The 25,926-nt window shown below is 66.4% G+C and carries 22 protein-coding genes and 1 tRNA gene; 7 read left to right on the top strand and 16 right to left on the bottom strand.

Translation table 11 applies throughout. From position 1 onward, the window contains the following. Nucleotides 1-112 precede the first annotated feature (112 nt). Nucleotides 113-3,304: a penicillin acylase family protein gene (locus CLV43_RS04125; RefSeq protein WP_106185563.1), complete on the top strand. Its 3,192-nt coding sequence runs from the start codon at nucleotides 113-115 to the stop codon at nucleotides 3,302-3,304. A 95-nt stretch (nucleotides 3,305-3,399) separates the two neighbouring features. Here CLV43_RS04125 and CLV43_RS04120 read toward each other — a convergent pair whose 3' ends face one another. Next, nucleotides 3,400-4,146, bottom strand: coding sequence for an FkbM family methyltransferase (locus CLV43_RS04120; RefSeq protein ID WP_106185562.1), 747 nt, complete (start codon nucleotides 4,144-4,146; stop codon nucleotides 3,400-3,402). A 92-nt stretch (nucleotides 4,147-4,238) separates the two neighbouring features. Between CLV43_RS04120 and CLV43_RS04115 the strand changes: the two genes are divergently transcribed. Further along, a tRNA-Arg gene (locus tag CLV43_RS04115) sits at nucleotides 4,239-4,311 on the top strand. Nucleotides 4,312-4,560: 249 nt separating this feature from the next. Here the strand turns inward: CLV43_RS04115 and CLV43_RS46955 are convergent. The 8 genes from CLV43_RS46955 to CLV43_RS04075 all read right to left on the bottom strand — a co-directional run bounded on the left by CLV43_RS46955 (nucleotide 4,561) and on the right by CLV43_RS04075 (nucleotide 13,320). Beyond that, a complete protein-coding gene (locus CLV43_RS46955) occupies nucleotides 4,561-6,669 on the bottom strand; it encodes a hypothetical protein (protein ID WP_146174635.1) in 2,109 nt (702 codons plus the stop codon). Nucleotides 6,670-6,737: 68 nt separating this feature from the next. Beyond that, complete coding sequence (locus CLV43_RS49075; protein WP_170155678.1) at nucleotides 6,738-8,108, bottom strand: tyrosine-type recombinase/integrase; 1,371 nt, start codon at nucleotides 8,106-8,108, stop codon at nucleotides 6,738-6,740. Further along, nucleotides 8,105-8,311 carry a helix-turn-helix transcriptional regulator gene (locus tag CLV43_RS04105; RefSeq protein WP_106185561.1) on the bottom strand — a complete coding sequence of 69 codons (207 nt, stop codon included), beginning with the start codon at nucleotides 8,309-8,311 and terminating at the stop codon, nucleotides 8,105-8,107. The genes CLV43_RS49075 and CLV43_RS04105 overlap by 4 nt, the downstream gene beginning before the upstream one ends. Before the next feature lie 14 nt (nucleotides 8,312-8,325). After that, nucleotides 8,326-9,930, bottom strand: a complete 1,605-nt coding sequence (locus tag CLV43_RS04100; protein ID WP_106185560.1) for a replication initiator — start codon at nucleotides 9,928-9,930, stop codon at nucleotides 8,326-8,328. Then, nucleotides 9,927-11,309, bottom strand: coding sequence for an FtsK/SpoIIIE domain-containing protein (locus tag CLV43_RS04095; RefSeq protein ID WP_342749745.1), 1,383 nt, complete (start codon nucleotides 11,307-11,309; stop codon nucleotides 9,927-9,929). Before CLV43_RS04095 ends, CLV43_RS04100 begins: the two co-directional genes overlap by 4 nt. Before the next feature lie 691 nt (nucleotides 11,310-12,000). Continuing rightward, a complete protein-coding gene (locus CLV43_RS04090) occupies nucleotides 12,001-12,357 on the bottom strand; it encodes a helix-turn-helix domain-containing protein (protein WP_146174634.1) in 357 nt (118 codons plus the stop codon). 41 nt (nucleotides 12,358-12,398) lie between these two features. Continuing rightward, nucleotides 12,399-12,638, bottom strand: coding sequence for a hypothetical protein (locus tag CLV43_RS04085; RefSeq protein ID WP_106185557.1), 240 nt, complete (start codon nucleotides 12,636-12,638; stop codon nucleotides 12,399-12,401). Nucleotides 12,639-12,867: 229 nt separating this feature from the next. Further along, nucleotides 12,868-13,320: a hypothetical protein gene (locus tag CLV43_RS04075; RefSeq protein WP_106185555.1), complete on the bottom strand. Its 453-nt coding sequence runs from the start codon at nucleotides 13,318-13,320 to the stop codon at nucleotides 12,868-12,870. A 160-nt stretch (nucleotides 13,321-13,480) separates the two neighbouring features. On the opposite strand from CLV43_RS04075, the gene CLV43_RS04070 reads away from it, so the two are divergent. Both CLV43_RS04070 and CLV43_RS04065 read left to right on the top strand, forming a co-directional pair. Beyond that, nucleotides 13,481-14,224, top strand: coding sequence for a DUF5919 domain-containing protein (locus CLV43_RS04070; RefSeq protein WP_106185554.1), 744 nt, complete (start codon nucleotides 13,481-13,483; stop codon nucleotides 14,222-14,224). A gap of 10 nt (nucleotides 14,225-14,234) precedes the next feature. Beyond that, nucleotides 14,235-14,708, top strand: a complete 474-nt coding sequence (locus CLV43_RS04065; protein WP_106185553.1) for an NUDIX hydrolase — start codon at nucleotides 14,235-14,237, stop codon at nucleotides 14,706-14,708. Here CLV43_RS04065 and CLV43_RS04060 read toward each other — a convergent pair. Then, the gene (locus CLV43_RS04060; protein WP_106185552.1) at nucleotides 14,693-15,256 is read right to left on the bottom strand and encodes an HD domain-containing protein; all 564 of its coding nucleotides are present in this window, start codon (nucleotides 15,254-15,256) and stop codon (nucleotides 14,693-14,695) included. The two genes, CLV43_RS04065 and CLV43_RS04060, sit on opposite strands and share 16 nt — an antisense overlap. Nucleotides 15,257-15,339: 83 nt before the next feature. Between CLV43_RS04060 and CLV43_RS46950 the strand changes: the two genes are divergently transcribed. Beyond that, nucleotides 15,340-16,527, top strand: coding sequence for a hypothetical protein (locus tag CLV43_RS46950; protein WP_146174633.1), 1,188 nt, complete (start codon nucleotides 15,340-15,342; stop codon nucleotides 16,525-16,527). A gap of 791 nt (nucleotides 16,528-17,318) precedes the next feature. Here the strand turns inward: CLV43_RS46950 and CLV43_RS04055 are convergent. The 6 genes from CLV43_RS04055 to CLV43_RS04030 are packed head-to-tail and all read right to left on the bottom strand — an operon-like array spanning nucleotide 17,319 to nucleotide 22,169. Next, on the bottom strand, nucleotides 17,319-18,128 hold the full coding sequence (locus CLV43_RS04055; protein WP_106185551.1) for a WXG100 family type VII secretion target: 810 nt from the start codon (nucleotides 18,126-18,128) through the stop codon (nucleotides 17,319-17,321). 44 nt (nucleotides 18,129-18,172) lie between these two features. Continuing rightward, on the bottom strand, nucleotides 18,173-18,475 hold the full coding sequence (locus tag CLV43_RS04050) for a hypothetical protein (RefSeq protein WP_106185550.1): 303 nt from the start codon (nucleotides 18,473-18,475) through the stop codon (nucleotides 18,173-18,175). Between the two features lie 35 nt (nucleotides 18,476-18,510). After that, a complete protein-coding gene (locus CLV43_RS04045) occupies nucleotides 18,511-19,113 on the bottom strand; it encodes a YbaB/EbfC family nucleoid-associated protein (protein ID WP_106185549.1) in 603 nt (200 codons plus the stop codon). Between the two features lie 41 nt (nucleotides 19,114-19,154). Beyond that, nucleotides 19,155-19,931: an ESX secretion-associated protein EspG gene (locus tag CLV43_RS04040; protein ID WP_106185548.1), complete on the bottom strand. Its 777-nt coding sequence runs from the start codon at nucleotides 19,929-19,931 to the stop codon at nucleotides 19,155-19,157. Beyond that, nucleotides 19,931-21,742: a PPE domain-containing protein gene (locus CLV43_RS49970; RefSeq protein ID WP_106185547.1), complete on the bottom strand. Its 1,812-nt coding sequence runs from the start codon at nucleotides 21,740-21,742 to the stop codon at nucleotides 19,931-19,933. Before CLV43_RS49970 ends, CLV43_RS04040 begins: the two co-directional genes overlap by 1 nt. 22 nt (nucleotides 21,743-21,764) lie before the next feature. Next, nucleotides 21,765-22,169: a hypothetical protein gene (locus CLV43_RS04030; RefSeq protein WP_211304211.1), complete on the bottom strand. Its 405-nt coding sequence runs from the start codon at nucleotides 22,167-22,169 to the stop codon at nucleotides 21,765-21,767. Nucleotides 22,170-22,329: 160 nt separating this feature from the next. On the opposite strand from CLV43_RS04030, the gene CLV43_RS04025 reads away from it, so the two are divergent. Next, nucleotides 22,330-25,095, top strand: a complete 2,766-nt coding sequence (locus CLV43_RS04025; protein WP_106185546.1) for an AfsR/SARP family transcriptional regulator — start codon at nucleotides 22,330-22,332, stop codon at nucleotides 25,093-25,095. A 37-nt stretch (nucleotides 25,096-25,132) separates the two neighbouring features. Further along, the gene (locus CLV43_RS04020; protein ID WP_106185545.1) at nucleotides 25,133-25,885 is read left to right on the top strand and encodes a GntR family transcriptional regulator; all 753 of its coding nucleotides are present in this window, start codon (nucleotides 25,133-25,135) and stop codon (nucleotides 25,883-25,885) included. Nucleotides 25,886-25,926 lie beyond the last annotated feature (41 nt).

The following is a 25,926-nucleotide window of genomic DNA, read 5'->3' as shown; positions in this document are numbered from 1 at the left end:
GGCAACTTCCATTACCAGCCGATCGGGGCAAATAAACGTGAAAGCCTTTCAGAAAAGTTCCGGAAAACGTAACGTGCGCCACACCAGTCCTGCATGGAAGGAGCTTCGCGTCATGCGGAGAGCCGCCCTACCCGTCGTGGTGGTCGCCCTGCTGGCCATCGCCCCCCTCTCCACCCCGGTGGCACAGGCAGCACCCGCCGCCACCGCGTTCGCCGCGAACGACTACTGCCTGGGCCAGTGCAACGACATCCTGCCGCCCGGCAACAACGGCAACGCCACGCTCGCCGACATCCTCGCCCACAAGGTGTTCGGGACGCGCCCCGCGCACGCGGCCGACCAGCTCCCGAAGTACGACGCGCTGTCCTCCGGCTACCAGGGGCTGACCAACGAGCAGCTGAGCGCGTTCTTCAACGACGCCTCGTTCGGCGTGGCCGCCGACCAGGTCGAGAGCACGACCAAGCCGCGCTCGGACGTGACCATCATCCGGGACAAGGCCATCGGGATGCCGCACATCTACGGCACCACCAGGTCGGGCACGGAGTTCGGCGCCGGTTACGCCGCCGCGCAGGACCGGCTGTGGCTGATGGACGTGTTCCGCCACCTCGGCCGCAGCCAGCTCACCGGCTTCGCGGGCGGCGCCGAGGGCAACCGCGTGCTGGAGCAGAGCTTCTACTCGCAGATCGGGTACACCGAGGCGGACCTGCAGGCCCAGATCGACCGGGTCGCCGCCAGCGGGCCCCGTGGCGCGCAGGCGTTCCAGGACGTCACCGACTACATCTCGGGCATCAACGCCTACATCACCCAGTCGGTCTCGGCGCGGAACTTCCCCGGCGAGTACGTGCTCAGCGGGCACGCGGACTCGATCACCAACTGGAACGACATCCAGCCGTTCAAGGCCACCGACATGGTCGCGATCGCCTCCGTCGTCGGCGGGCTGTTCGGCTCCGGCGGTGGCGGCGAGGTGCAGTCCGCGCTGGTCCGGTTGGCGGCGCAGAACAAGTACGGCGCCACGGTCGGCGAGCAGGTGTGGAAGTCGTTCCGGGAGCAGAACGACCCGGAGGCCGTGCTGACCGTGCACGACGGCCGGCGCTTCCCGTACTCGGCCAGCCCGGCGAACCCGCAGGGCGTCGCGATGCCGGACGCGGGCTCGGTGACCCCCGAGCCGATGGTCTACGACCAGGTCGGCAACGCCTCAGCACCGTCCACTGTGGACATCGCGGCCGGCGAGCTGGAGCCCGCGCAGGGCATCTTCGCCGACGGCGTGCTGCCCGCGGACCTGCTCAACCGCAAGCACGGCATGTCCAACGCGCTCGTCGTGTCCGGCGCGCACACCGACACCGGCAACCCGATCGCCGTGTTCGGCCCGCAGACCGGCTACTTCGCGCCGCAGCTGCTGATGCTCCAGGAGCTCAACGGGCCCGGTATCAGCGCGCGCGGCGTGTCCTTCGCCGGTGTCGGCATGTACGTGCAGCTCGGCCGCGGCCAGGACTACTCGTGGAGCGCGACCTCGGCGTCGCAGGACATCGTCGACACCTACGCCGTCGACCTGTGCGAGCCCGACGGCAAGCCGGCGACCAAGGCGTCGAACCACTACCTGCTGCGCGGCCAGTGCGTGGCGATGGAGCGGCTGGAGCGCAAGAACGCCTGGAAGCCGACCGTCGCGGACGGCACGGCGGCCGGGTCGTACACGCTGGTCGTGTACCGCACGAAGTACGGGCTGGTGCAGAGCCGCGCCACGGTCGGCGGCAAGCCGGTCGCCTACGCCGCGCTGCGGTCGACCTACCTGCACGAGGTGGACCCGATCATCGGGTTCCAGGAGTTCAACGACCCGAGCGCCATCGGGTCGGCGCAGGACTTCCAGCGCGCCGCCGAGCACATCGGGTACGCGTTCAACTGGTTCTACGTCGACTCCAAGGACACCGCGTACTTCAACTCCGGCAGCAACCCCGTGCGCAAGGCCGGGGTGGAGCCGAACCTGCCGATCAAGGCGGCCCAGCAGTACGAGTGGCAGGACTGGGACCCGGACACCAACACCGCGCGCTACACGCCCGCGGCGGAGCACCCCCAGTCGGTGAACCAGGACTACTACATCAGCTGGAACAACAAGCAGGCGCTGGACTTCACCTCCTCCGGCTTCGGCAACGGCTCCGTGCACCGCGGCGACCTGCTCGACGTCCGGCTGAAGGCGCTGATCGCCAACGGCGGCAAGGCCTCGCGGGCGTCGGTCGCCAAGGCGATGTCCGAGGCCGCGGGTGCCGACCTGCGCGCCGAGCAGGTGCTCCCCGACCTGCTGCGGGTGATCGAGAAGTCCGCGGTCACCGACCCGGCGCTGGCCGCGACCGTGCAGAAGCTCAAGGCGTGGCAGCAGTCCGGCTCGCTGCGGCGGGAGACCACCAAGGGCAGCAAGGTGTACAACCACGCCGAGGCGATCCGCGTGCTCGACGCGTGGTGGCCCCGATTGGTCCAGGCCGAGTTCCAGCCCGGTCTAGGGGCCGACCTCTACACCGAGCTCACCAAGGCCGTCCAGGTCGACGAGGCGCCCTCGGACACCCACGGCGCCGCACCGCACAAGGGCTCGTCGTTCCAGTACGGCTGGTGGAGCTACGTCGACAAGGACATCAGGCGGGTGCTCGGCGACCAGGTCGCGGGGCCGTTGACCGGCACGTACTGCGGTGGCGGCGACGTGACGGCGTGCCGGACCGTGCTGCTGGACAGCCTCAAGGCGGCAGCGGCGGTGCCCGCCAACCAGGTCTACCCCGGTGACGCGGACTGCGCGGCGGGCGACCAGTGGTGCGCCGACTCGGTGATCCACCGCGCGATGGGCGGCATCACCCAGGACAAGATCCAGTGGCAGAACCGGCCCACCTACCAGCAGGTCGTCCAGTTCCCCGCGCACCGCGGCAACACCGTCGCCAACGTCGCACAGGGCCGCACGGCCACGGCCAGCAGCTACGAGCGCGGGGTGTACAACTCGCCGCCCGCCAACGCCGTCGACGGCGACCCCACCACCCGCTGGGCCAGCGACTGGAGCGACAACCAGTGGCTCACCGTCGACCTGGGGGCGGTCCAGCAGGTCGGGCGCACGGTCCTGAGGTGGGAGAAGTCCTACGGGAAGGCGTACCGGATCGAGGTGTCCGCCGACGGCACCGGGTGGCGCCAGGTTTTCGTTACCGCGGAAGGGAACGGCGCCACGGACAACGTGTCCTTCGCACCAACTGAGGCGCGTTTCATACGAATGACGGGTACCCAACGCGGTACGGACTACGGATACTCTCTCTACGAACTCGAGGTCTACCCGCAGTAGACCACTTCCGAGGAAGACCCCGGTCCACCCCCAGGGACCGGGGTCTTCCGCCTTTTCCAGGTCAGCGCGCACTCCGGGTCAGCGCGCACTCCGGGTCAGCGCGGCACGAACAGGTAGTTGCGCACGTCGGGATCGATCCGGTCCACCCGCCGCCACCCGCCCTGCTTCCAGATCCTCATGTCGTACTCCCGGTCGCCCAGCCACGCCACCACGTCCGCGGCCCGGTACCCGAAGCGCTCGACGTGCCGCTCCTCGATCTCCAGGAGGAACTTCGGCCGAAGCTTCTCCACCACCCCGGCACCCCCTTCCAGCACGCGCAGCTCCGCCCCCTCCACGTCCGCCTTCACGAAGTCCAGCCGCGTGATCCCGTGGTCGGCGACGAACGAGTCCAACGTCTGCGTCCGCACCACCACCTCCAGGTGCTCGTCGAACTCCACGTTCGACCCCAGCCCCTTGGCACCCGCCGTCAGGAACGACCGCCCCGTCACCGGCGACCCGTGCCGCACCGGCACGCTCATCACCTCACGGCCCTCCGCGGTCCCCAGCGCCACCGAGTGCCGCACCACGTTCCGCCCCTCGCGCGGACGCAGGAGGTAGGACAGCGCGGGATGCGCGAACACCAACGGCTCCACGCTGTGGACAGTCCCTTGTGGACCCACCAGCTGCGCCAACGTCACCGTGTACAGCCCGAGCGCCGCCCCCACGTCCAAACACACGTCCCCCGGCCCCACCACCCCGCGCAACCCCACCAGCTCCGGCTCCACGAACGGCGTCACCCGCGCCAACACCCTCAGCCCAGCGGCAACAGCGGCCCCGCGCACATCAACCAAGTTCTGCGTCACCCACCCAAGACTAGGCAACCCCCAACCCCCATGAGGCCCCCCACCACATTTCCCCCCACACCCGCCGGTAAGCTACCCCCAGCACCAGCCCCGCCCTCGTAGCTCAGGGGATAGAGCATCGGTTTCCTAAACCGTGTGTCGCAGGTTCGAATCCTGCCGGGGGCACTCACCTTTCGCCGGGTGAATCAGGCCCTGAGCAGCGGCAACGCGCTCGGGGCTTGATCTTTTAGCGGGTGAGCCGTATGCCACTGTCGGCCGGAATATGCCCCGGTTTGCCACCGTTCACGGACTCCTCACGGACTGGATTCAGGGCTGCAGGGCGAGCCAAACGGCCCTGGCCACCGGGCCGTTCTACAGGACCACATCTGTTACATGCGTGATGCATCCGCTCGCTCCGGCCCACGGCCAAGATCATCAAGTCGGACGCAGCTGCGACTGATCCAGAACAAGCAGGTCCATACCAGCCGCGTCAGCCTCGACCTTAGCCACCTCCCGAACATCCTGACTTAGATCCCATACCGATGCCATGAGATGCACATCCGCGCCCAGACGCTTACTACAGCTGACATCACGCTTGATCTGCTCATCATTAAATTCGCTAGGGCTTGTTTTTACTTCTCCAGCCAAAAGTTTTCCAGAATATATCGCAACGATGTCAACCTCACTCTTGTCGCCACCAGGAAAAACTACATCTACTCCAGGCAAAAGAAATGTAATAGGGTCGGTTTTCAGAAGTGCCGCGTACGTAAGAAGATGAGGCAAGACACCTTGATCACTTGCGCGATCAAGAAAGGTATTGAGGCGATAGAATACATTCACACCACTACGCGATGAAACATACGACTGATGGTCTTTGCAACCCGGACAGACGGCTTTACCAAAGGCCGCCTCCAGCGCAATGAAGCTTGATACGCCACACCGCGAGCACCTGATTTCCAACCCTCTCTCAGCCCAACCTTTGTCGCAAAGCAATTCAAGCGCCCGTATTGCGACCTGCCCATTAGGCTTACCGATATCACCAATACTTCGATACCGACGTTCTGCTCGCCCTCCCCACCGGGCGGCAAGTTCCACAAGTTGCTCATCACCATCCCCTCTCTCCCGCATCGCTCGAAGTTGCTTAACCAATTCACTCGAACGCGGTGTCGTCAACGAAATGGCTGCCTCATATACCCCGGCATTGAGCATGAATGGCGAATCGCCAAGAAGCGGAGATCCCAACTTCCCCTTGTCCGACAGAGCGTAGCTCGAAGTCTTTTCGCGAACCATTAGATCTAACGCTACTCCAAGATCAGGAATTTTTAGATTTAACTTCGACTGTCCCACGATTTTGGTCCTGATCCGCAGAGAATCCCCATCCCAATCAGCGCCTGCCACAATAGATTCGGCGACCACGGTTCGCCGCGGAAATACGTCAAATATCGAGCTACGAAGACACAAGAGAGCCTTCCCACCAAATTTTGATTTAACAGGAGGGGCGAGCCTCAGCGCCGAAAGCCCTGACGAAGTATGGCCTTGAACCTCGACGCTCTGGCCATACCTACGCTCATATGCAAACCAATCCCGGATATCAATTGATGGATTAATAAGGTAGCTGTACGGTGCTACGCGTGGACTTCCGGACCAGAAGATGCTGGAACGAATCTTCTCCCCAGAAGGCTCCAACTGGAGAAAATTCGCCAATTCTATAATCTTCGACTCAGTGACATTTATACTCATAAAGATCACATCAGGCGAGAAATCGTCCCTCCTTAGAAGCTGAGCGGAAAATTCTCGATCGAAGCCCGCCCATCCCGAAGCCCCTTCTACAGGAAGGATCATCATCGGCCCAGCGTCGAATCGAAGGGGTCTCAAGGCTCGAAGATTCCAGAACCACAGGCAGTCCAGATAGCCATTAGGTCGCGTTACCCAGATAATCGCAGGTATAGAGCCGATTCCACCGTTCGCATAATTCTCACTGAATTGAACAGTAGTACGATCAATCATCGTAGAACGACGCAAGGCGGAACTTGCCACCTGAGCATCGGTTTCCAATCTCGCAAACTCGACTTCGCTAGATCGAAGAGAACGCTCATGCGCAGACGTGAAATCGCCAGCAGCAACAGCATGCCACAACGGAGATCCACTTCCTGCTAAAACCGGAGCAAAGTCAGCAGTATCATCATCCAACATGAGCGGATGCATGCTCCATGAAGCTGGCCCGTGCCGATCAATATCCGCAAGCGATACGAGTGGAAGATTCAATAATTTCGCCGCCGCATGTGCATCCTCTGCCAAAACGTCTACATTCACAACGGAACCCACACCACTAAATTCAACTACTTGCCGCCACCACCCATCTATACCGCCGTGTCGACGCACGGGAATAATAGGCTCGGTCATTCCAGCCCATCGAGTAGTGGCCTCTTGCATCGCGCGTCTAAATCCAGTTCTGCTTCCTGCCCGGATCAGATACGCCGTCCGGGCAGGAACCACAGAAACCTGAAACCAGGCGGGCCCATCGTTGCTCAACGGTAGGTTCATCTGATCACTTTGACATGCATGCACCGAGAACAAGGCTTGACATGCCGGTTGACTTCAAGGAGATCAATTCATAGATGATCGAATAGACTTTCGATCGTCTTGTTGACCGTCTCCCGCTGTCCATCGATGCACTTAGCGTAGACCTTCAGCAGGACGTCCACCGAGTGCCCAGCTCGCTCCGCCACCTCGGTAGCCGGCACCCCACCGTTCAACCACAACGAGACTGCCGCGTGCCGCAAGTCGTACGGCCGACCAGCCAACGGCGAGGCCGCCTGAGAAGGCACGAGCGCGTACTGACGAGCGTCATCCCAGACCCGGTAGTACGTCGAGGACGACACCACCCCGCCGTTGGGTGACCGGAACAGCCGCCCATCCGGCCCGACCCCGTACCGGTCGAGGTGATCACGCAGGATGCGCACGAGCACCGGCGGAATCGGCACGATCCGAACCTCCTTCCGAGCCCGATGCTTCAGCCCGCGCCGGTCGTGCACCTCCCCCGAGTCCGTCCACCGCTTCCCCGCCGCCGGTCGCGACTCCCCCAACGCCAACGCACCCCATCCACTCTCAGGCAGCGTGCAATCGTCCTCACGCAGCCCCAACCCCTCAGCCGGACGAGCCGCCGCGTAGTAACCGACCGCGAAGAACGCAGCCAGGTGCGCACCCCGATCCTTGTTGCGCTTCCCGACGTACGTCACGGCCGTCAGCAGCTCTCCGACCTGCTTGGGATTCGCCACCACACGCGGGTCCACCTGGTCCACGACCTTGGACACCTTGCGCTTGATCCGACTCAGCGGGTTGTCCGGGATCAGCTCCAGCTCAACGGCGTAGGACAGCAGGTTGAACAGCACCGCACGCTTCCGCTGGTACACCGAAGCAGCCGCGGACTTCCCATCCAGCTTCGCCGCCAGCGCGTCCAACACCGCCCGCGCCGCCACCGCGTCCGTCAGCTCATACAACGGACGCGAGTTCCGCCTCAACCAGTCGATGACGTCCTGATCAACATCAGACACCCCGCCATCCCGAGTAGTCGGAGGCAACAGCGTCCGCGACAGCACTCCCCGAAGCTCTGTGACCTCTGGCCGACCGACTCCATCCCGAACGAACACCGCCCCCGCAGTGGCAAGCGCCTCCACCGTGCTCCCCCGCGTGGTCGCGGCAGCGTCATCCCACTTCAAGTCCATATAGGACTGTGCGAAGTCAAGGAACGACAACGAGTTCCGCCGCCGATGCTCACCCAGCGGCAACCCGCTCTCAACGTCGAACGGCTCACCATGACGCGCCGCCTGACTCAGCTCGGACAGCCTGCTGGTCGCCAGCGCCTTCGTGGCGTACCACTCCGAATGCTCGACCCCGTCCGTCAACCACCGCACCGGATACGGCCGCTTACGCCCCTCACGCCTCTTGATCTCCCAGAACTTGACCTTGAACGTCGTAGTCATGCCGCCGCCCCGTAAAGACCGTCAAGCCAGGCGACGAAGTCCACCCGCTTGCACCGCAACTCCCCGTTGGGCAGCGAGAAGCAACGCGGCCCCTTACCGGTCTGCCGCCACTTGTAGAACGTGTCCCGCGAAACCCCGCCGAGGGCTTCCAGGATCTCCGGAACGGACATCAGTTCCGCGATCTCACGAACCTTGCCTGACATGGTTCCCCCCTCGTTTACGCAGCGTGCGAAGTTGCCGAACCGTCTGGCGGACCAGCCGACGCGAGTAACGCCGCCGTGTACTCCGCCTTCCACCGCTGCCGCTCAGCGACGGCCCGCAGCAACAGGTGTTGGCGCGGCGGAACGTTCGGGTCGCCAGGCTGGACGTTGTTCCACGCGACCCGCGAAGGCTGGCCGTCCTGCGTGATGCCGACATCCGCGAGCAGTTGCCGAACGAACGCCTTCCGGTCGTGCTTGTGGTCGGCGAGCGACTTCCCGGACCACTTCCGCGAGACCAGGACCCGCCGCCCGGCCACGCCGAGGGTGGTGCGCTTGTGCGCCTTTCCCTTGCACAGTCCCGGATTCATCGACAGCCGAGCACTCCGAGGCTGAACGCCGTAAAGCAGCCACACCGGACACTGCGGGGAGCACGGCGTCACTGCCAGCTCGTCACAGAGCCGTTCGGCGTGGCGTTCCTGCCGAGCCGTCCCCGACTGATGGCACTCAGCGATGCTCTTGGTCAGGTACTTGGTCAAGTACCCGATGTGCCGCCCAGCCTCCGGAGTGCCGCCGAGGATGCCCTTGGAGTGCACCTGCACCCCGAAGCGCGCAACATGCGCCGGAGCCTCGACCTGGTCCAGCGCCTCTTCCCAGGTAGGCAGAGCCACCCGCGTCTGCGGGTCAACGAAGCCCTTCGCCCGGACGTCCCACACCGGCAGCCGGTCACCCGAGTACTTGATCTCGTCGTGCGCAGGCCACCAGACCTGGTGATACGTCGCCTCAGCAATCGCCCGCAGCTCAGCACGCGAGATGCTGCCCCGAATAGCCGCGTGCCAATGCGGCGCCAACCTCCGCTGCGGCTCCACCGTCGAGAAGTACTGAACATCCCAGCCCACACAGCGCCGCAAGTTCTGCACGAACCGGTCCAGGAGCGCTGCGAAGTGCACCGCATCCCGAGCCGCCCGCCGATAGTCGTAGCGATCCGGGTCAACCGGGGTGCCGTCCGAGCGCACCTTGCCGTAGCTGTCGAGGGTCAGCGTGAGGAACGTCGACGGCCGATACTTCTCGCCGAATATCGCGCCCACGGTGCGTTTCTGCACCGGCCGCCGAGGCAGGTTCGCCGCATCCTGCCGCCGCTTGGTCGACCGCTTCCGAGCAGCCCGAGGACGCGGTTCCAGAGACGGAAGGTTCCCGCGGACTCCCAGTTGCCGAAGTTCCGCGTCGACGGACGCGACCTCATCCCGCAGCTCATCGGCCCCGGTTTCGTCGTCCTCCTCCATCGCTTGCTGATAGGCCTTGACCAGGTCTGCCCGGTACTCCGTGAGCCCCCGCTGATCAGGCGTCGGCTCGTTCGGCGTGAAGTCAGGTTCTTCGGTCAGGTGCCAGCCCTCGCGGCACTGCGCCATCCGCAGCCGCCGGTTCTTCTCCGCGCAGGTCGGGCACACGCTGGCCACGGTCGAACCGCACGGAATCGGGACGATCTCCACCCGCCCCGTGTCCAGGTCAATCCGTTCCTTGGCCAACGGGCGAACGCACACGCCGTGCTGCTCCGCCACCGCACGAGCCACGTCGAACGCCGCAGGCTGCTTCATCCGGTCAGCGCGGTTCAGGTACTCGCTCATGCCGCCGCGCTCCCTTCGCCCGAAGTGCGCTTGCTGGCGAAGTCGTGGACGGTGGCCGGCGTGAAGTAGAGGCCGAGCTCCACCAAGTCCGCATCCGTGACGTGGAAGGCGCGAGCTCGCTCCGGCTCCCGCTGACCATCGGTCTTCAGCCAGGCCACACCGGGGGTGTTCTCGCTGATCTCGTGAGCCGCCGCACCCCGTTGCCGAACGCCGTCGCCAAGCACCATGTCCACCTGCTGTGGCTCATCGAGCCGCAACGCCACACGGGTGCTGAACAGGTGCCGGAACGACACGACTTCCTTGCGCGGGTCCTGGACCAGGCCCACGAGGGCATAGCCGGGCGCACGCCCCTGGGAGGTGATCGTCTGGATAGCCCGCGAGGCACGCTCCCGCAGCTGCTTGTCCGGCTGGTAGGCGATCAGGTCCGCCAGCTCATCCACGATCAGGACCGTGAACGGCTCTCCCGTCGACCGCGCCCACAACCTCCGAACACCTCGGTAGCGCGAGGCCCGTTCCTTGACCTCAGCGGCAATCTCCTCCAACAGCGCCACCGCGTCAGGCCCGTTGTCATAGACGACCCGATCGAACGCCTCCGGGCACTGCCCCAGCTCCATCCCGCCCTTGGGATCGATGCCCACCAGGCGCACCAACCCGGCACGGACGGCGGGCGCGAGCTGCCACACAATCGACCACAACACCGAGCCCTTGCCCGCGCCAGGCACGCCCACGACAAGGAGCTGAGAGCCCAGCAACCTCAGCGTCCAGGCCCGCCCCGTCTCGGTAAGCCCGACCACGATCTTCTTGAGGTTCACCGCGGACTCATCCACCGAAAGCGCAGGTACAGGCACCGGACGCGACAACGGGTCGGAGTGGATGAAGTCCAGTTCCAACAGCCGAGGCCGCAGCACCCGCACTCGACAGGACCGGGCGTTGAACGAGTGCGCCAGGTTCTCCCGCCGCGCTTCCCACTGCTCCGGAGACTGCGCCGGGATCATCCGCACCCGAACCCGGTCCCGCCATCCCTCGGACCGCACACGACGCAGCCGAGGCCGGTATTCCTTACCCCGCTGGACTTTCGCGAGGTCCGATAGCCGCATCACGGTCCGCCACTGCGGCACGTAGATCGTGGCCCGCCGCCATTCGGTGAGGACTCGGTACCAGACGTGCCGCAGGAACGACGGCAGATCCAGACCAGCCCAGACGAAGCCGCCCGCTACCAGCGACAGCAGCGCCAACACCAGCGGCGACAGACCCCACGTGGCGTACATCCAGTAGGCCGACACCGAGGCCAGCACCGTCACCGGGTACCGAACGGCAACGAGCACCAGGCGCACGATCAGCCACACTGCGACCCCGACCAACGCGAACGGAGCCGCCACGACCTTGGTCCACCCAGGCAGGTACGCCCACCAGGGAACCCGAGGCCGGTACCCCTCGAACGGAGCTGGATCAACCCACCTGTTGCCCCTCATCGCACATCACCGCCCCGCCGGACGGAGCCGCCGAAGTCCAGTCCCAACACACCGGCACACGGGTCACATTCGGTCTGGCCGGGCAGCAACCGGGCGAAGCGCTTGCACGTCGCACACCGGTCCCGCGAGACCCCCTCTGGCGCTGCAACACGCCGTGGCTCTACGCTCATCTCGTTCACTCCGTTACGCGTGGTGGACAGCGCAGGAGCGGCGAGGTTGGTAGCCGTGTTCCGCTCCTGCGTCTTACGCTTCCGTTGTGCCGCAACAAGACGTGCGGCATCACCGCGTGACCCAACAAGATCACGCGTTGTGTCTAAATAGGACTCCTAGCGCCGCCTCCAGCGACACGGCCGAGGCTCAATGCCCCGCTCAGCCATCCAGGCCACACAGTCCCCGCAGTAGTCCACGGTCGCCCGAATCCACGTGCACCGCCCACACCTACCGGCACACCGCTTGTTCTCAACCCGCACCCGCAACGGCCGCAGCTCAGCCATCCGGCGCTCAACCGGGTCACACGACATGAAACGTTCAAGGAAGCTCATCACTCACCTCCCCTCAGATGGGAGATCCGGGGCAGTCACCCACCCCGGACCACACCTCAGGCCTCGTTCAGCGCCTCGACACCGACCCGCAAGGCACCCGCAGGCAAGTACCGCTCCGGCAGATCGGCGTAGAGCGCCAGGCCGTCGAGCACCCGAACCTCACCGCGGACTGCCCGATAGACGCCGGGCCGGAACGGATCGCACTGCGCCCGGTACTGCTCCGCTACATCCCGGAACAGATCCAACGGACTCACGTCGAACAAGTCGCAGTACACGCCGAGGACCTGCGGCGACAGCCCACGATGACCACACTCGACCTTGGAAATCGCCGCCTCCGACACCCCGAACGCCCGAGCCATCGGGGCAGGCTTGATCCCCGCGTCCTGCCGCAGATCCCGCAGACGAGCACCCATGAGCCGGTTGTAGTGCGCCCGCCGCGTCAACGGCCGCCCGCTCACCCCTGCACCGCCGGTTTCTCCGACAGCGCGTGCCGCCCCTCCCGGCTGTCGAGGTGATCCGCGAGCTTCCCCGCCTCCCGCGACAACTCCCGGCAGAACTTCGCCAGCACCTCCACCCCGCCGGGAAACGGCGGCAGTTGGATCGCCACGTTCACCGGGTCCAGGTAGATCACCAGCGCGGGCAACTCATCGGTAATGTGCACCATCCCGGCCGCCGCGTCCGCCCCGGCGAACACGTCACGTTGAACCCCATCAGCTCTGCCCCTTCTTCCTACGAGCGGCGTCGAGAGCTGCCTTGCCTTCAGAAATGGCCTGGGACAGGCGAGGCAAAGCGTCGCGATCAACGACCAGGACGGCGGGGAACGCGTTGCCGAGCCGAATCTCCACTCGTTCCGCGAACACAACCGGTTCGACGCGTATGGGGAGATCTGCGGTCACGTGCACCCGCACCATGTCAGCCACGGATCACGCGGCCTTTGGAGCGCTCTTGGCAACGGCGGGCTTCATCCCGGTAGCCCGCAGGCTGTACCCGAGCTTCGCCCGGCACCGGTGACGCTCCCCCGCCGCACCCGACCGGCAGCCCTTGTCATCGATCCACGGCGTGACCGTCAGCCCCTCGAACAGCACTGGCCGCACATCAGTACCGGGAATCGCCTCCGGCGGAACCGGCTGGTGAGCCGCAGCGATCTTCACCGTGACCACCGCGTCCGTCTTGCGCTCCGCCGCCTGATCGATGACCAGCACCGACCACACCGGCAACCCGTTCCCCTTGTCGGCCTCCTGCTCCACCGGCAGCCCTTTCGCCCGCTCATCAGCGGACTGGAACTTGAGCACCGGTTCCACGCCCATCACCAGCGCACCGCGCGGGAACACGAAGTCGTGACCGGCAGGGAGCCTGCTCCCACCTGTGATCGCCATCTGCTGTCTCCTGTCGTCCGGGTCGGCTGGACCTGGTGTCCGGCTTTCTCGACCCCTACGACTTTCGACCCGAAAGAGGGACGTCAGTACCGCATGGCGGGACAACTTAAGACGTCCTTGCTACTTTCAAGACGTCCCAACCAGTCTCAAGGGAGCAACCATGCCCAACCAGCGCCTACGGGATGCCTTGCTACGCAACGGTTTGAGCTTCGAGCACGTCGCCCGAGCCACCACCGTGGACCCCAAAACGGTTGAACGTTGGATCACCCGCGACCGCACCCCGTACCCACGGCACCGGCACGTCATCGCGTCCATGGTCAAGGAGTCCGAGACGTACCTGTGGCCGAACGCGCTGGCCAAGGACGCCAAGAAGGAGATCAACGAGTCCGAGGTGGTGCAGGTCTACGCACACCGACACTCGATCTCCGCGGACGTCTGGCGGCACATGCTTGACGGAGCCAAGCTCAACGTCTCGATCCTGGTCTACTCAGGAATGTTCCTGGTCGACAACCCAGCCCTGATCCGCACCCTGCGCCAGAAAGCGGAGGAGGGCGTCAAGATCCGCATCCTCCTGGGCGACCCAGCTAGCCGCGAGGTAGCCCGCCGCAGCGAGGAGGAGGGCATCGGCAAGGGCACTCTCGCCGCCAAGGTCCGCAACGCACTCGCGTTCTTCAAGCCGCTAGCCGACAGCGGGCACGCCGAGGTCAGGTGCCACAAGACCACGCTCTACAACTCGATCTACAGGTTCGATGACGAGATGCTCATCAACACCCACGTACTCGGCTTCATGGCAGGTCACGCCCCTGTGCTCCACCTGCGCCGCCTGTCCGGAGGGGACTTGTTCGAGACGTACGCGGAGAGCTTCCAGGGCGTCTGGGACGCCGCCAAGCCGCCGAAGTGGTAGGCAGGTAGACATGGCGCGCACTGATCACTACCACGACCCCAACGCCCCCAAAGCGACCAACATCGTGGTCGCGGTGACCGCGTTCGTGCAGGACGACCAGGGCCGCCTACTCATGATCAGGCGCACCGACAACGATCTCTACTCGATCCCCGGCGGCGCACAAGACGTAGGCGAGGCCATCGGTCATACAGTTGTGCGAGAAGTCAAAGAAGAAACCGGAATCACCGTTGAGCCTACGGACCTGATCGGCGTCTACTCCGATCCGGCCCACGTCATCTCATATACCGATGGCGAGGTCCGGCAACAGTTCTCAATCTGCTTCCGCGCTCACCCCATAGGTGGGGAACTGCGCACAAGCAATGAATCTAGCGAGGTTCACTGGATACATCGAAACGATCTCGAATCACTAAATATCCACCCGTCTATCAATCTCAGAATCGAACATGGGTTCACAAGAAAAGCAAGCCCTTACTTCACAATCTGATCGAGGCCAGCCTCTCCAAGTCGTCCTTCAGTCCGCTTTACGGAAGCCACAAGTTCCCCTTCAGCTTGACGAATAAAGAAAGTTACTAAGTCTTCTGGACCATACCGCTTCTGAATCTCTTCAATCCTGTCATGCACAGTCGTAAGCCCTCCATCCGGAGTGGTGGTCATGTCCGCCCACCACAATGCATCTCGAAGAGGGCTTTCTTCATCCGGCCATTCAGCCAACTCAACCGAAAGGCCGCGCAGCTCAGCTTCGCGAAACGCACAAGAATGGTGAGCAACTAACGCACACAGCCGAAGAGGAGCACCTATTCCCTTCAGATAGCGCGCACCATCGAGCGGATGAAATCCTGTAAGCGCCAGATTTGGAGCATATCCGATATCATGAAGCATGGCCGCAGCTACCAAGAGCCTACCGTCCTCCACTGGGAACAACCCCACCGCTTGGGCAGCTCGGTCAGCCACCCCTCGAACATGGCGCCACCTCCGAGGCAAGACTCTCAGCACAGACTCTGCGACACCGTGTGACCAAGTAACAATATCCATACGAGAAGGATAGCCAACTTTCGGCCACAACGTCATGCCAACGACTTTCAAGAGGCGACAGAATGGGGGCGGGGATCTAGTTCATGGATACCGCGTTAGCATTACTCCTAGCAGCCGCATCATTAGCAGTTGCCTACAAAACTATGCGCAATCAGAATAAAGGTAAGCATCGAAGACTTCACTATACGAGCACCTGGTTTAGATTTACTCTTCGCGATGAGTCTCCGAATGGAAAGGAAGTAAAAACTTATCACGACGATAGGCGTGTAATCGATCCACACTTTGTCGCAATCAGAATTGTAAACACAGGCCAAGCTCCAATCACTCCCGACGACTTCTCCGGCCCACTTGACATAAAGTTCGAGAACTCGCGTTTCGAAATAGGTACATTAGTCCAAGATCCACCCAATCTTCTTAATTTTGAAACTGATCAAATACACGCCAAAGACGGCGGCCTTTCCGTAACCCCTTTCCTCATGAACCCTGGAGACACTCTCACTTTATTCGGCCTTGTGCAAGGTAGGCCAGAAAATGCATCGGTGTCCACTCGTATCGCCGGGATACGCGAAGCGATTCATATCGAGCCACCAAATGACGGTATGTTATTAAAGGCACAGATGCGATCAATGATCTTTGAACTAAAGAAGGACTGGCCTACGATAACCAGAATAAATGCAGCAGCCGTTCTGGCACCCGTTACCATTAATCCAATGGGAGAACTGCCAGGGCAAGTTACCTCACTGATAAATGGGCACTACATAAGCAATGCGCATGAATTGAACCTAATTTTCACAAACATTACCGATCTACCCATTCAAGAAGGCAACCAAGGAGAAGAACTAAAGTTCACCTTCGAATCGACTAGGGTATACAATTTCGACATGAGCATTGGAGAAAAATGGGCTTCAAAGGACCTAAAGGATCGATGCGTGACACTCGAAAAGGCGCACATCTCGATCAAATTACCTCGACTCAAGGCTCAAGAGTACGTACTCATACGTATTTACTTGAGCGGCGACGGCACAGACATTAAACTTTCCAGCCAGCCGTCGTGGCTAGAGGATATACATATGATGAGATTTGATTATAGCGAAACCGTCGAAACCAACTTGGCCAATACGAAAAATCGAGTGCTGCTCATCGACAAAAGATTGCATCGGACATGGTACTCAAGAGTCAAGCCGAAATTTGACAAGGTCAACCGATTGGTAATCAATGTCAAAACCCAAGTAAAGAAAAAAATTGCAAACCACACGAGAAGAAGCGGATAGACACGACTCCACAAGACAGAACTCGACAACCGCGCGACGCTCGATGACTATCTACGAATCAGTTGCCGAATTTGGCTCTACAGGATCAAGGCACCGCCTGCGGCGGCGCGTGCGGGTCCTTGCGCTGGCAGCTTGGCCACATCCATCCCGGCACGCCCGGCCTCCGCTTCGCTGCGCCGGGCGACCGGGCGGCGCGGAGCGCCGTACCCAGGGCCGAGTGCCGCCGAGGAGCTGGTGACCCCATGAGGCCACGTTCGTCCAGGGTCCCTACGAGCGCCGAGGGGGCACCGCGGAATGGGGCAGGGCGCTCGGCTGCCGCGACGGCTGCGCCGCCTTGCCACTGGATCGAGTGGACGGCATCGAGGGCCAGGGCGACGGGGATGAGGGACCGGCGTCAGCCCGACTCGTGAGCATGACGACGGCCAGCAGTGCCGCGTTAAGGCCGGAGGGCTTACCTTGACCCAGCACCACCGGCCGTGTGAGCGGCTTCGGGTCGGGATGGGGGCAGGAAGCGTGGGCGCGCGGACTGCGGACTCCTGACGGACTGGCACCGTAGGCGGGAGGGTCAGAGGACCGCTCGACCGCAGGTCACGGGGTATGGAGGACCGCTTGTCTGTCGGGCCTTCCTAAACCGTGTGTCGCAGGTTCGAATCCTGCCGGGGGCACTCACCTTTCGCCGGGTGAATCAGGCCCTGAGCAGCGGCAACGCGCTCGGGGCTTGATCTTTTCCAGAGCCCCGCGTCTGCCTCCGTTTACCGCCATCGGCGAAACGGGTCCACGCTGGGACAGGCTCAGATGGCCTTGCGGAGGCTTTCGAGGGTGCCCAGGGGGAGGTCGGCTGGTGTTGGGGGGTTGAGGGGTTTGTCGAATCTGCCGCCGTCCGCGCCGATTTTGAGGAGGGCGGTGTTGAGGTGGGTGGCGGCGGATTTGTTGGCGGTGAGCAGGGCGTTCAGGTTGGTGATGTCGCGGAGGATCTGGGCGAGGGTTTCGCGGGCGGCGGTGACGGCGATGCCGACGAAGGAGACGATCGAGGCGCCGTGGGTGGAGGGGGCGAGGCCGGCGGCCAGGTGGGCGCCGGTGATGAGGTCGTCGACGACCTTGATGACCTGGGTGCGGACCAGGGCGCGGAAGGCGGTGACGGTGGTGCCCATGGTGGACATGATGTCGGCCGCGCCCTTCATGGCGAGGCCGATGGCCTGCAGTTCGTGGCCGACCTGGGACATGCTGGTCTTGAAGGCGTCGGCGGTGGTGCCGGTCCAGCCTTCGAGCTTCCTCAACGCGTCCAGGTGGGCGTTGGCGATGTCCTCGTACTTGTCGGCGTCGCCGGAGATCTTCTCCGCCTCGCTCCTGACCGCGTTGTCGTCGCCCATCAACAGGTCCAGGGGCTCGCGGAGGAAGTCGACGTGGTCGACGAGCCAGCCGACGCCGGCGCCGTGCAGGTCGCCGAGGGGGTTGGTGGCGGTGTCCGGGGCCACTGGCGCGTGGGCGGCGCCGAAGGCCGAGATGTAGGTGCTGTTGTCGTCGCCGACGGTCTTGACGACGTCGGCCACGGCGTCGGTGAGGCCCGCGCCGGAGAGGTCGTCCCAGCTGGTGGGGGCCACGCCCACGACGGGCGCGGGGGTGTAGGTGCCCGCGGCGCCGAGGATCAGCAGTCCTTGAAGGACTCCGCGATCTCCTGGTCCACCGAGCGGTACGTGTCCGCCGTCGCCTTGGTGCTTGTTCCGGCGTTGGCGATCGACCCCTGGTACCGGGCGATGCAGTCCGCTGCCTCGGCGACCCGGTCGCTGGTCGAGAGGCTGAACGACCGGCCGAGCGCCCCGAACACCAGCGGGTCGAGGTGCACGCCCTCGAGGAGGGTTCTCGACTCCGCCAGCCCGTCGACCAGCGCCCGGATGTTCTTCGTGAACGTGTCCAGGTCGTCCGGCTCTACCTCGAACCCGGCCGCCACTTGGTGTCCTTCCGGTCAGCAGGGGGGAACGGCGCTCACCACGGGTGGTTCTCGTCTTCCTCGAAGTCGGCTTGGGTACGACCTGGGCGAGGGGGCGGCGGTGGCGGTGCGGCTTGCTGTGGCGCTTGCGGCACGTAGGGCTGGTGCACGGGAGGCTGCTGGGCTGCGTGCGACGGCTCCGGATGACGCCTTTGGGGTTCTTCGTCCAGGTCGTCGACCGCCCTGAGGTCACGCTCGTCAATGTCCTCACCGTCGTCCTCGTCGGCCGGGATGAAGCTGAGCACCAGGTCCATGGACTGGGTGCCCTCGCCGAGGGGCGCGAACGCCTCGACCATCTTCTCCGACGCCGCTCGCTGTCCTCTGTGGACCGCCTCCATGATCGAGGCGGTCAACCTGCCGGGGCTCATGCCCGCGGCCCGCTGGGTGAGCTCCAGGTGCTGCAACGCACCCGTGGGCGCGATGGTGACGTTCACCGCGCCGTCCTTGGAGCTCACCGTCGCGCTGGACGAGGCGAGGTTCTCCTGGAGCTCGGTCGATTTCTGCTGCAGGTCGGCCATGCGCGCCTGCATGTCGGCCAACCACTGCTCCGGATCCACGTTCTTCATCCGGTTCGCGTCGATGGGGGCCAGCGGGTCCACGGGTACGTTCCCTCTCCTCTAACAGGCTGGTCTGGCGCCGCTCAGACGGCCGCGAGAACCGAGTCGATCCGGTTCGCGATCCGCTCGTTGTCCGTGGGCGACAGGCTGAGCCAGCCGTTCTCGCGGACCATCAGGTAACGGCCCTGGGGCGTGTCGAACCAGTTGATCGTCACCTCGGCCCGCTGCACGTTGTACCGCGAGCCGCCGCGCCGGGAGACGCCGAACTGGCCGCCCGCCACCCGGTTCTCGGCCAGCTCGCTGATCACGGCGGCGTCGGGGCCGGACACACCGGCCCGCTGGAGGGCCTGCTTCTCGTCCAGGTCCTCGTCGCCCCACGGGTCGTCGTTCTCTGGCGGGTCCTCGTGCAGCGCGACCGCGTGCACGAGGGTCTCCAACCGCAGCGACAACGCGCTGCCGGGACCGGCCTGGCCGTCGTTCAGCACGCCGACGATGGACTTCGCCAGCGACGTCGGACGGACCTCGACCAGGCCGATCTGGTCCTCGTCGACGACCGCGAGGACGGCGTTGCCGCCGTCGGACGCGACCACCGCGCGGACCGGGCGTTCCATGTGGGCCACCGCGTCGACCGCGATCTCGTGCTCGGCCAGCAGCCGCAGCATGTCCTGGAGGCGGGCGTCGTTGGCGAGCCCGCGCCGCCCCAGCGCCTCCAGGACGTCCAGCCGCAGCCTGGCCCTCTCCTCCATGGTCGTGCCGATGCTCGGCACGTCCAGGGGGTAGGGGGGCCGCCCGCCGAGCTCGAGCTCGTGCCAGAGGATGTCGAACTCGGCGGGGCTGAGCAGGAAGTCAGGAGCGATCACTACTGGTCACCGCTCTTCTTCTTCGCCGGCTTCACGCCGCCGATCACCGACGGGGGCAGGTCGTCGCCGGGCACCTCGAACAGGTCGCCGCCCATGATGTAGGAGGCGGACTTGTGCTCCTTGTCCTCCTCGGAGCGACCGCCACCGTGGCCGCCCATCGGCATGCCACCGCCCATCGCGCCCGCGGCTCCGGCCGCACCCGGCGCACCGGGGCCGAACCCGCCGGGCATGCCGGGACGGCCCGTCTGGACCACACCGGTCGAGCCACCGGCGCCCGCACCGGCCGCCGCGCCGCCGACACCGCCACCGGACGCGCCGCCGAAGCCACCCGCGCCCGCGCCGCCGCCGAAGGCACCGGCTCCCGCACCGCCGAAGCCACCCGCGCCGCCGCCCGCGCCACCCGTGCCGAAGCCGCCGAGACCGCGGCCGGGGATGCCCGTGCCGCCGCCCTCGACCGGGAGGCCGGGGATCTTGGGCATGCTGCCCGTGGGGATGCTGCCGGGGGCTCCGCCGGGGTAGCCCGCGGAACCGGGGCCGCCGGTGCGCGAAGGGGAAGAGCCGTTCCCGCCGGTGCCCGAATAGCCACCGGGCATGCCCGTTCCGCCACCGCCGGTGTAGTCGGGCAGGCCGGTGTAGCCGCCACCGGTGCCCGTGTAGCCGCCGCCGGGGTTGAACTGGCCCGGCGTGTAGGGGTTCGCGACCGGGATCGAGCCCGCGACCGCGGCCGCCGACGTCGTGCCGGGCGCCCGGTAGGCGCTCTCGCTCTCGTCGTCGTCGAAGCCGCCGCCGGGCAGGGTCGCACCGGTGTAGGAGCCGCCGCCGCCCGTGTAGGAGCCGCCACCGCCGTAGCCGCCACCCGTGGGGTAGCTGCCGCCGGTGGGGACGCCCGCGCCGCCGCCGGTGGGTCCCGCGTAGCTGGCCCCGGTGTACCCGCCGCCGCCCGCCGCGCCGCCGCCCGTGTAGGCCGCCGCGCCGCTGCCGCCGTTGTACCCGGCGGCCGCGCCGCCGGCACCGGCCGCGCCGGCACCGCCGCCGTCGAACGAGCCGCCCGCGATGGACGGCGGGGCCGCGACGGCACCCGCCGTGGAGGTCGTGCCCGCGGCCGTGCCGTCGGCCAGCGTGCGCGACTGCAGCGCGTCGGTCGTCGAGGTCCGGCCGGTCATCATCTGGAGGCCGTCGACCGCGCCGCCGGAGTTCGGCGCCGCGGAGGAGCGCGCCATGACGACCTGCGGGTCCTCGGTCTGGCCGGTGACCGGGTTGTACGGCGCCGTGAACGTCGGCGTCGTCTGGTCGATCGCCCGCGAGCTGGCCTCCATGTTGGTCATCACCATGACCGCGAGGTCGTGCGCCGCGTTGGCCTTGGCGTTGGCCTGCTGGATGCTCGCGGTGGCCGCGATCAGCCCCGGCAGACCGCCGCTGACCAGCTGGGCGGTCGCGCTGGCGTAGTCGAACTCGACCGGCTCGGGCATCGACGCGCGCGCGTCCTGCATGACGCGGCCCTGGTCGGCGACCTTGTCGCCCACCTGGCCGGCCGTCTGCGCGGTGCCCGCGATCCAGTCGGACAGCTTCTTGATGGCGGTGCGCGCGCCGTCGGCGGACTCACCGGTCCAGCCACTCTCGGACGCGGTGATCCGCTCGGTGATGACCTGCGCGGACTCGCTCAGCTCGGTGCCGAACTGCGCCCACTCCGAGCCCAGCTCGCCGGACTGGCCGGGGTCGTTGTTGACGTGCACCGAGTCGTACAGGGCGCGGTGCGACACCGAGGCCCAGTTCTGGGTGTCGGTGAGGACCGGATCTGCTTCGGGAGCCATGTTCTGTACTGCGCCTCTCGCCTCAGATGCCCTGGAGCTTGGTCAGCTCGGCACGGTGGTCCTCGTCGACCTGCTGGAACTTGGTGATGGCCGCGCTGACCGAGTCGTGGGTCTGCTGCAGCACCGACCGGTAGGCCGTCATCACGTTCACGAATGACAGCGGGTCGCCGTCGGCGCGCTCCTCGAACTTGGCCGCCATCTTGTCGCCGACCGGGTTGGTGCCCAGCGGCGCGGGACGGGCCAGTCTGCCCGCGCGCTCCAGCCAGGAGTCGACCTGGTCGATCTGCTCGCGCAGCGACCTGCGCAGCTCCTCGCCCGTGGCGGGATCCAGCGTCACCCGCCCCGAGCTGATGTTGTCGCGCAGCTCGATCGGTTGACCGTTGATGGTCGGCGGTGGGGCCAGTTTCTTGGGCTCAGCGGACTGCATCGGAAATTCCCCTATGACGCGCAGACGCGGGTGACTCGGACTCGCCCTACAGCATCAGGGCAACCGCCAACGCCCGCCCAACGTGTCCCCAACGCGCGGAGGGTCCCGTTTGTGCGAACATCCGGAGAGCACCTTCATCCATCACCGATAGGACTTCCACATGCCGGTGAACCTGCTCGGCGCGGTTGAGCTGGTTTCCCCTGGTGGTGACCGCGTGCCGGTCGGAGCGGCGAAGCGCCGAACGGTCCTCGCGGCGTTGGCGCTCGAGCTGAACCGGGTCGTCTCGGGTGATCGGCTGATGTCACTCGTATGGGACGGCTCACCCCCTCCCCAGGCGAAGGCCGCGCTGCAGGGCCACGTCGCGCAGCTGCGCAAGGTGCTCGGCCCCGGACTGGAGCTGGTCACGCGCGCGCCCGGATACCTGCTGGAAGGCGACCGCGGGGCGGTCGACGTGTTCCTCTTCGAGGACATGGTGCGCGCCGCCAGGGAGGCCTCGGACGAGGACGCCGTGGAGCAGCTGACCGGCGCGCTCAAGCTGTGGCGGGGGCCGTTCCTGGCCGACGTGCCGTGCACGCGGCTGCGTGACGCAAATTCGCCACGCCTGGACGAGCTGCGGCTGGTGGCCGTGCAGGACATGGCCGAGCGGCTGCTGCGGCTGGACCGCGCGGACGAGGCCGTGTCGACGTTGCGGCAGGCCAGGGACGAGGCGCCGCTGCGCGAGCCGCTGGTGGCGCAGCTGGTGCTGGCGCTGCACCGGTGCGGGCGGCAGGCCGAGGCGCTGGACCTGTTCCACGACACCAGGAAGCGGCTGGTCGACGAGCTGGGGGTGGACCCCGGCCCCGAGCTGCGCGCCGCCTACCAGGCCGTCCTCACCGGGGAGAGCGCGCCCGCGCCGGAGAGCTCGCGCCCGCCGGTGCCCGCGCAGCTGCCGCGGGAGCACCGCGGGTTCGTCGGCCGCGAGGAGGAGCTCGTCGACATGGACGACTCCCTGACCGGCCAGGACTCCGCGATCGGGCTGCTGGTCGGCCCGGCGGGCGTCGGCAAGACGGCGCTCGCGCTGCACTGGGCGCACCGGATGGCCGACGAGTTCCCCGACGGCCAGCTGTTCGTGGACCTGCGCGGGTTCGACGAGACCGAGCCGGTGGACTCGCGGACGGCGTTGATCGGGTTCCTGCGCGTGCTGGGCCTCACCGACGCCCAGATCTCGGCCGACCTGGACGAGCAGGCCGCCCAGTTCCGCTCGCTGCTGGCAGGCAAGCGGGTGCTGGTCGTGCTGGACAACGCCAGGACCGCCGAGCAGGTGCGCCCGCTGCTGCCCGGTTCCGCGCACTGCCTGGTGCTGGTCACCAGCAGGCACGGCCTGCACGACCTGGTGGCCACCGAGGGCGCGTCGGTCCTCCCGGTTACAACGTTGGAACGGGCCGCCGCCGCGGACCTGCTCGTCGGCATGCTGGGCAGGCGGCGCACCGACCAGGAGCCCGAGGCGACCGCCGAGCTCGTCGAGCTGTGCGACCGACTGCCGCTCGCGCTGCGCATCGCGGGCGCCCGGCTGACGTCCCGGCCCCGGTGGACGGTCCAGTCGCTGGTGGACGAGCTGCGCGACGAGCAGAGCAGGCTGGCCGCGCTGTCGCTGCCCGAGGTCGGGCGGGGTGTGCGCGCCGCGCTGGCGGTGAGCTACCGCGCCCTGCCCGAGGGCGCCGCGCGGATGTTCCGCAGGCTGGGCCTGCACCCCGGCCCCGACCTGGACTGCTACGCGGCCGCCGCGCTGCTGGACATCAACGTTGTCACGGCCAGGACGCACCTGCGCACGGCGGCGTACGCGAACCTGCTGCACGAGGCCTCGCCGGACCGGTACTCGCGGCACGACCTGGTCCGGCTGTTCACCCGGCACCTCGTGCTCAGCGAGGAGGAGGACGCCGAAGAGGACAACGTGCTCAGCACCGAACGGCTGCTGGACTACTACCTGCACGTCGCCGACACCGCGCGCGCCCACCTCGCCGACCACGTGCGGCCGTTCGGGCCGCCGGCGCACCCGCCCGCGAGCTTCCCGCTGCTCGCCTCGCACAACGCCGCCGCCGACTGGTTCGCGCTGGAGGAGACGAACCTGCGGCTGCTGCTGGACATCACCGCGCACGGCCGCCAGCACGAGCGCACGTGGAAGCTCGCGCTGTGCCTGGACGCCTTCTACTCCCGGCGCGGCAACCGGGTGGACCGGCTCAGCACCGTCCGGATCGGCCTGCACGCCGCGCGCGCGCTCGACGACGAGCACGCCGAGGCCGCGCTGCTGCTGCGCATGGGCTCCACGCTCGCCGACCTCGGGCGGCACGACGACGCGGTGCGCGAGGGCACCCGCGCGGTCCAGCTCGCGACCGGCGACCCGTACCTGGAGTGCGCGGCCCTGGACAACCTGGGCTACTGCCTGCTGGCCGCGGGCCGGTTCGTGGAGGCGCAGGAGCGGACGCGGGAGGCGTTGGAGATCGCCCGCGAGATCGGCGACGTCCGCGCGCAGGCCACCGTGCTCATCAACCTCGCCAACGTCCTGCTGGGGCAGCACGAGCCCGACGAGGCGCTGGACTGCATCAAGCAGGCGCTGTGGCTGCTCGCCTCGGTCGCGCTGTCCACCTCGCACGCGACCGCGCTCTACACCGCGGGCACGGCGCTGTGGCGGCTGGACCGGCACGCCGAGTCCCTGCAGTTCCACCTGGACGGCCTGGAGCTGGCCGAGCAGCTGGGCGACCAGTACCGGGAGGCGCTGGGCCACCGGGCGATCGGGGACGCGCTGGAGCAGCTCGGCGGGGCCCACCTGGCCACCCCGCACTGGCACTCCGCGGCCCTGCTCTACCGCGAGCTCCGGCTCGCCGACGCCGACGAGCTCGGCGCCAAGCTCACCCCGTCCGTCGGCGACGCGATGGCGTGCGAGGTCTGAGGCGGTAGCGTTCGGCAGCGACAGCCGGGGAGGTGACGTGGCCGCACGCGCGCTCGACCGCGCCGCGCCGACCCCGCTGTGGCGGCAGCTGCAGCAGGAGCTGCTGGCGCGCATGGGCTCCGGCGAGTTCACCGACCAGTTCCCCGGCGAGATGGCGCTGGTCGAGGACTACGGCGTCAGCAGGCACACCGTGCGGCAGGCGTTGAGCAGGCTGCGCGCCGACGGCGTCGTCGTCGCCGAACGCGGCCGCCAGCCCCGCGTCGCCCCGCCCCCGGAGATCCACCAGCCGATGGGCGCGCTGTACAGCCTGTTCGCGTCCGTGTCGGCGGCCGGGCTGGAGCAGCGCAGCGTCGTGCGGGCCCTGGACGTGCGTGCGGACGGCGTCGTCGCGACCAGGCTGGACCTGGAGGCCTCCTCGCCGCTGGTGTACCTGGAACGGCTGCGGCTCGCGGGCGGCGAACCGCTGGCGCTCGACCGCGTCTGGCTCCCCGCCGACCTGGCGGCCCCGCTGCTCGACGCCGACTTCACCAACACCAGCCTGTACGCCGAGCTCCTGGCCCGCACGGGGCTGCGACTGGACCACGGGCACGAGGACATCCACGCGGTGGTGCCCTCGGCGGCGGAACGGGCCCGCTTGGACTGCCCGGCGGGGGCCGCGGTGTTCTCGATCAACCGGCTGGGGCGGAGCCGGGAACGGCCGGTGGAGTGGCGGCACACGGTGGTGCGGGGGGACCGGTTCGCGTTGACGGCGGACTTCTCGGCGCACTCGGGGTACCAGCTGACGTCGTAGGGCGTCCGCGGGCTGCGAAAAGGACTCGAATTCCGGTTCGC

The sequence above is a fragment of the Umezawaea tangerina genome, from assembly GCF_003002815.1.
GTDB lineage: Bacteria > Actinomycetota > Actinomycetes > Mycobacteriales > Pseudonocardiaceae > Umezawaea > Umezawaea tangerina.
The sequence above is the reverse complement of the archived record's forward strand: the minus strand, read 5'-3'. Positions and strand labels throughout refer to the sequence as shown.

What these genes read in the sequence shown, in the direction of transcription:
- CLV43_RS04125 (WP_106185563.1), top strand. Translation starts at nt 113, where the DNA reads ATGCGGAGAGCCGCCCTACCCGTCGTGGTGGTCGCCCTGCTGGCCATC.
- CLV43_RS46955 (WP_146174635.1), bottom strand. Translation starts at nt 6,669, where the DNA reads ATGAACCTACCGTTGAGCAACGATGGGCCCGCCTGGTTTCAGGTTTCT.
- CLV43_RS49075 (WP_170155678.1), bottom strand. Translation starts at nt 8,108, where the DNA reads ATGACTACGACGTTCAAGGTCAAGTTCTGGGAGATCAAGAGGCGTGAG.
- CLV43_RS04105 (WP_106185561.1), bottom strand. Translation starts at nt 8,311, where the DNA reads ATGTCAGGCAAGGTTCGTGAGATCGCGGAACTGATGTCCGTTCCGGAG.
- CLV43_RS04100 (WP_106185560.1), bottom strand. Translation starts at nt 9,930, where the DNA reads ATGAGCGAGTACCTGAACCGCGCTGACCGGATGAAGCAGCCTGCGGCG.
- CLV43_RS04090 (WP_146174634.1), bottom strand. Translation starts at nt 12,357, where the DNA reads ATGGGTGCTCGTCTGCGGGATCTGCGGCAGGACGCGGGGATCAAGCCT.
- CLV43_RS04075 (WP_106185555.1), bottom strand. Translation starts at nt 13,320, where the DNA reads ATGGCGATCACAGGTGGGAGCAGGCTCCCTGCCGGTCACGACTTCGTG.
- CLV43_RS04070 (WP_106185554.1), top strand. Translation starts at nt 13,481, where the DNA reads ATGCCCAACCAGCGCCTACGGGATGCCTTGCTACGCAACGGTTTGAGC.
- CLV43_RS04065 (WP_106185553.1), top strand. Translation starts at nt 14,235, where the DNA reads ATGGCGCGCACTGATCACTACCACGACCCCAACGCCCCCAAAGCGACC.
- CLV43_RS04060 (WP_106185552.1), bottom strand. Translation starts at nt 15,256, where the DNA reads ATGGATATTGTTACTTGGTCACACGGTGTCGCAGAGTCTGTGCTGAGA.
- CLV43_RS46950 (WP_146174633.1), top strand. Translation starts at nt 15,340, where the DNA reads ATGGATACCGCGTTAGCATTACTCCTAGCAGCCGCATCATTAGCAGTT.
- CLV43_RS49970 (WP_106185547.1), bottom strand. Translation starts at nt 21,742, where the DNA reads ATGGCTCCCGAAGCAGATCCGGTCCTCACCGACACCCAGAACTGGGCC.
- CLV43_RS04030 (WP_211304211.1), bottom strand. Translation starts at nt 22,169, where the DNA reads ATGCAGTCCGCTGAGCCCAAGAAACTGGCCCCACCGCCGACCATCAAC.
- CLV43_RS04025 (WP_106185546.1), top strand. Translation starts at nt 22,330, where the DNA reads ATGCCGGTGAACCTGCTCGGCGCGGTTGAGCTGGTTTCCCCTGGTGGT.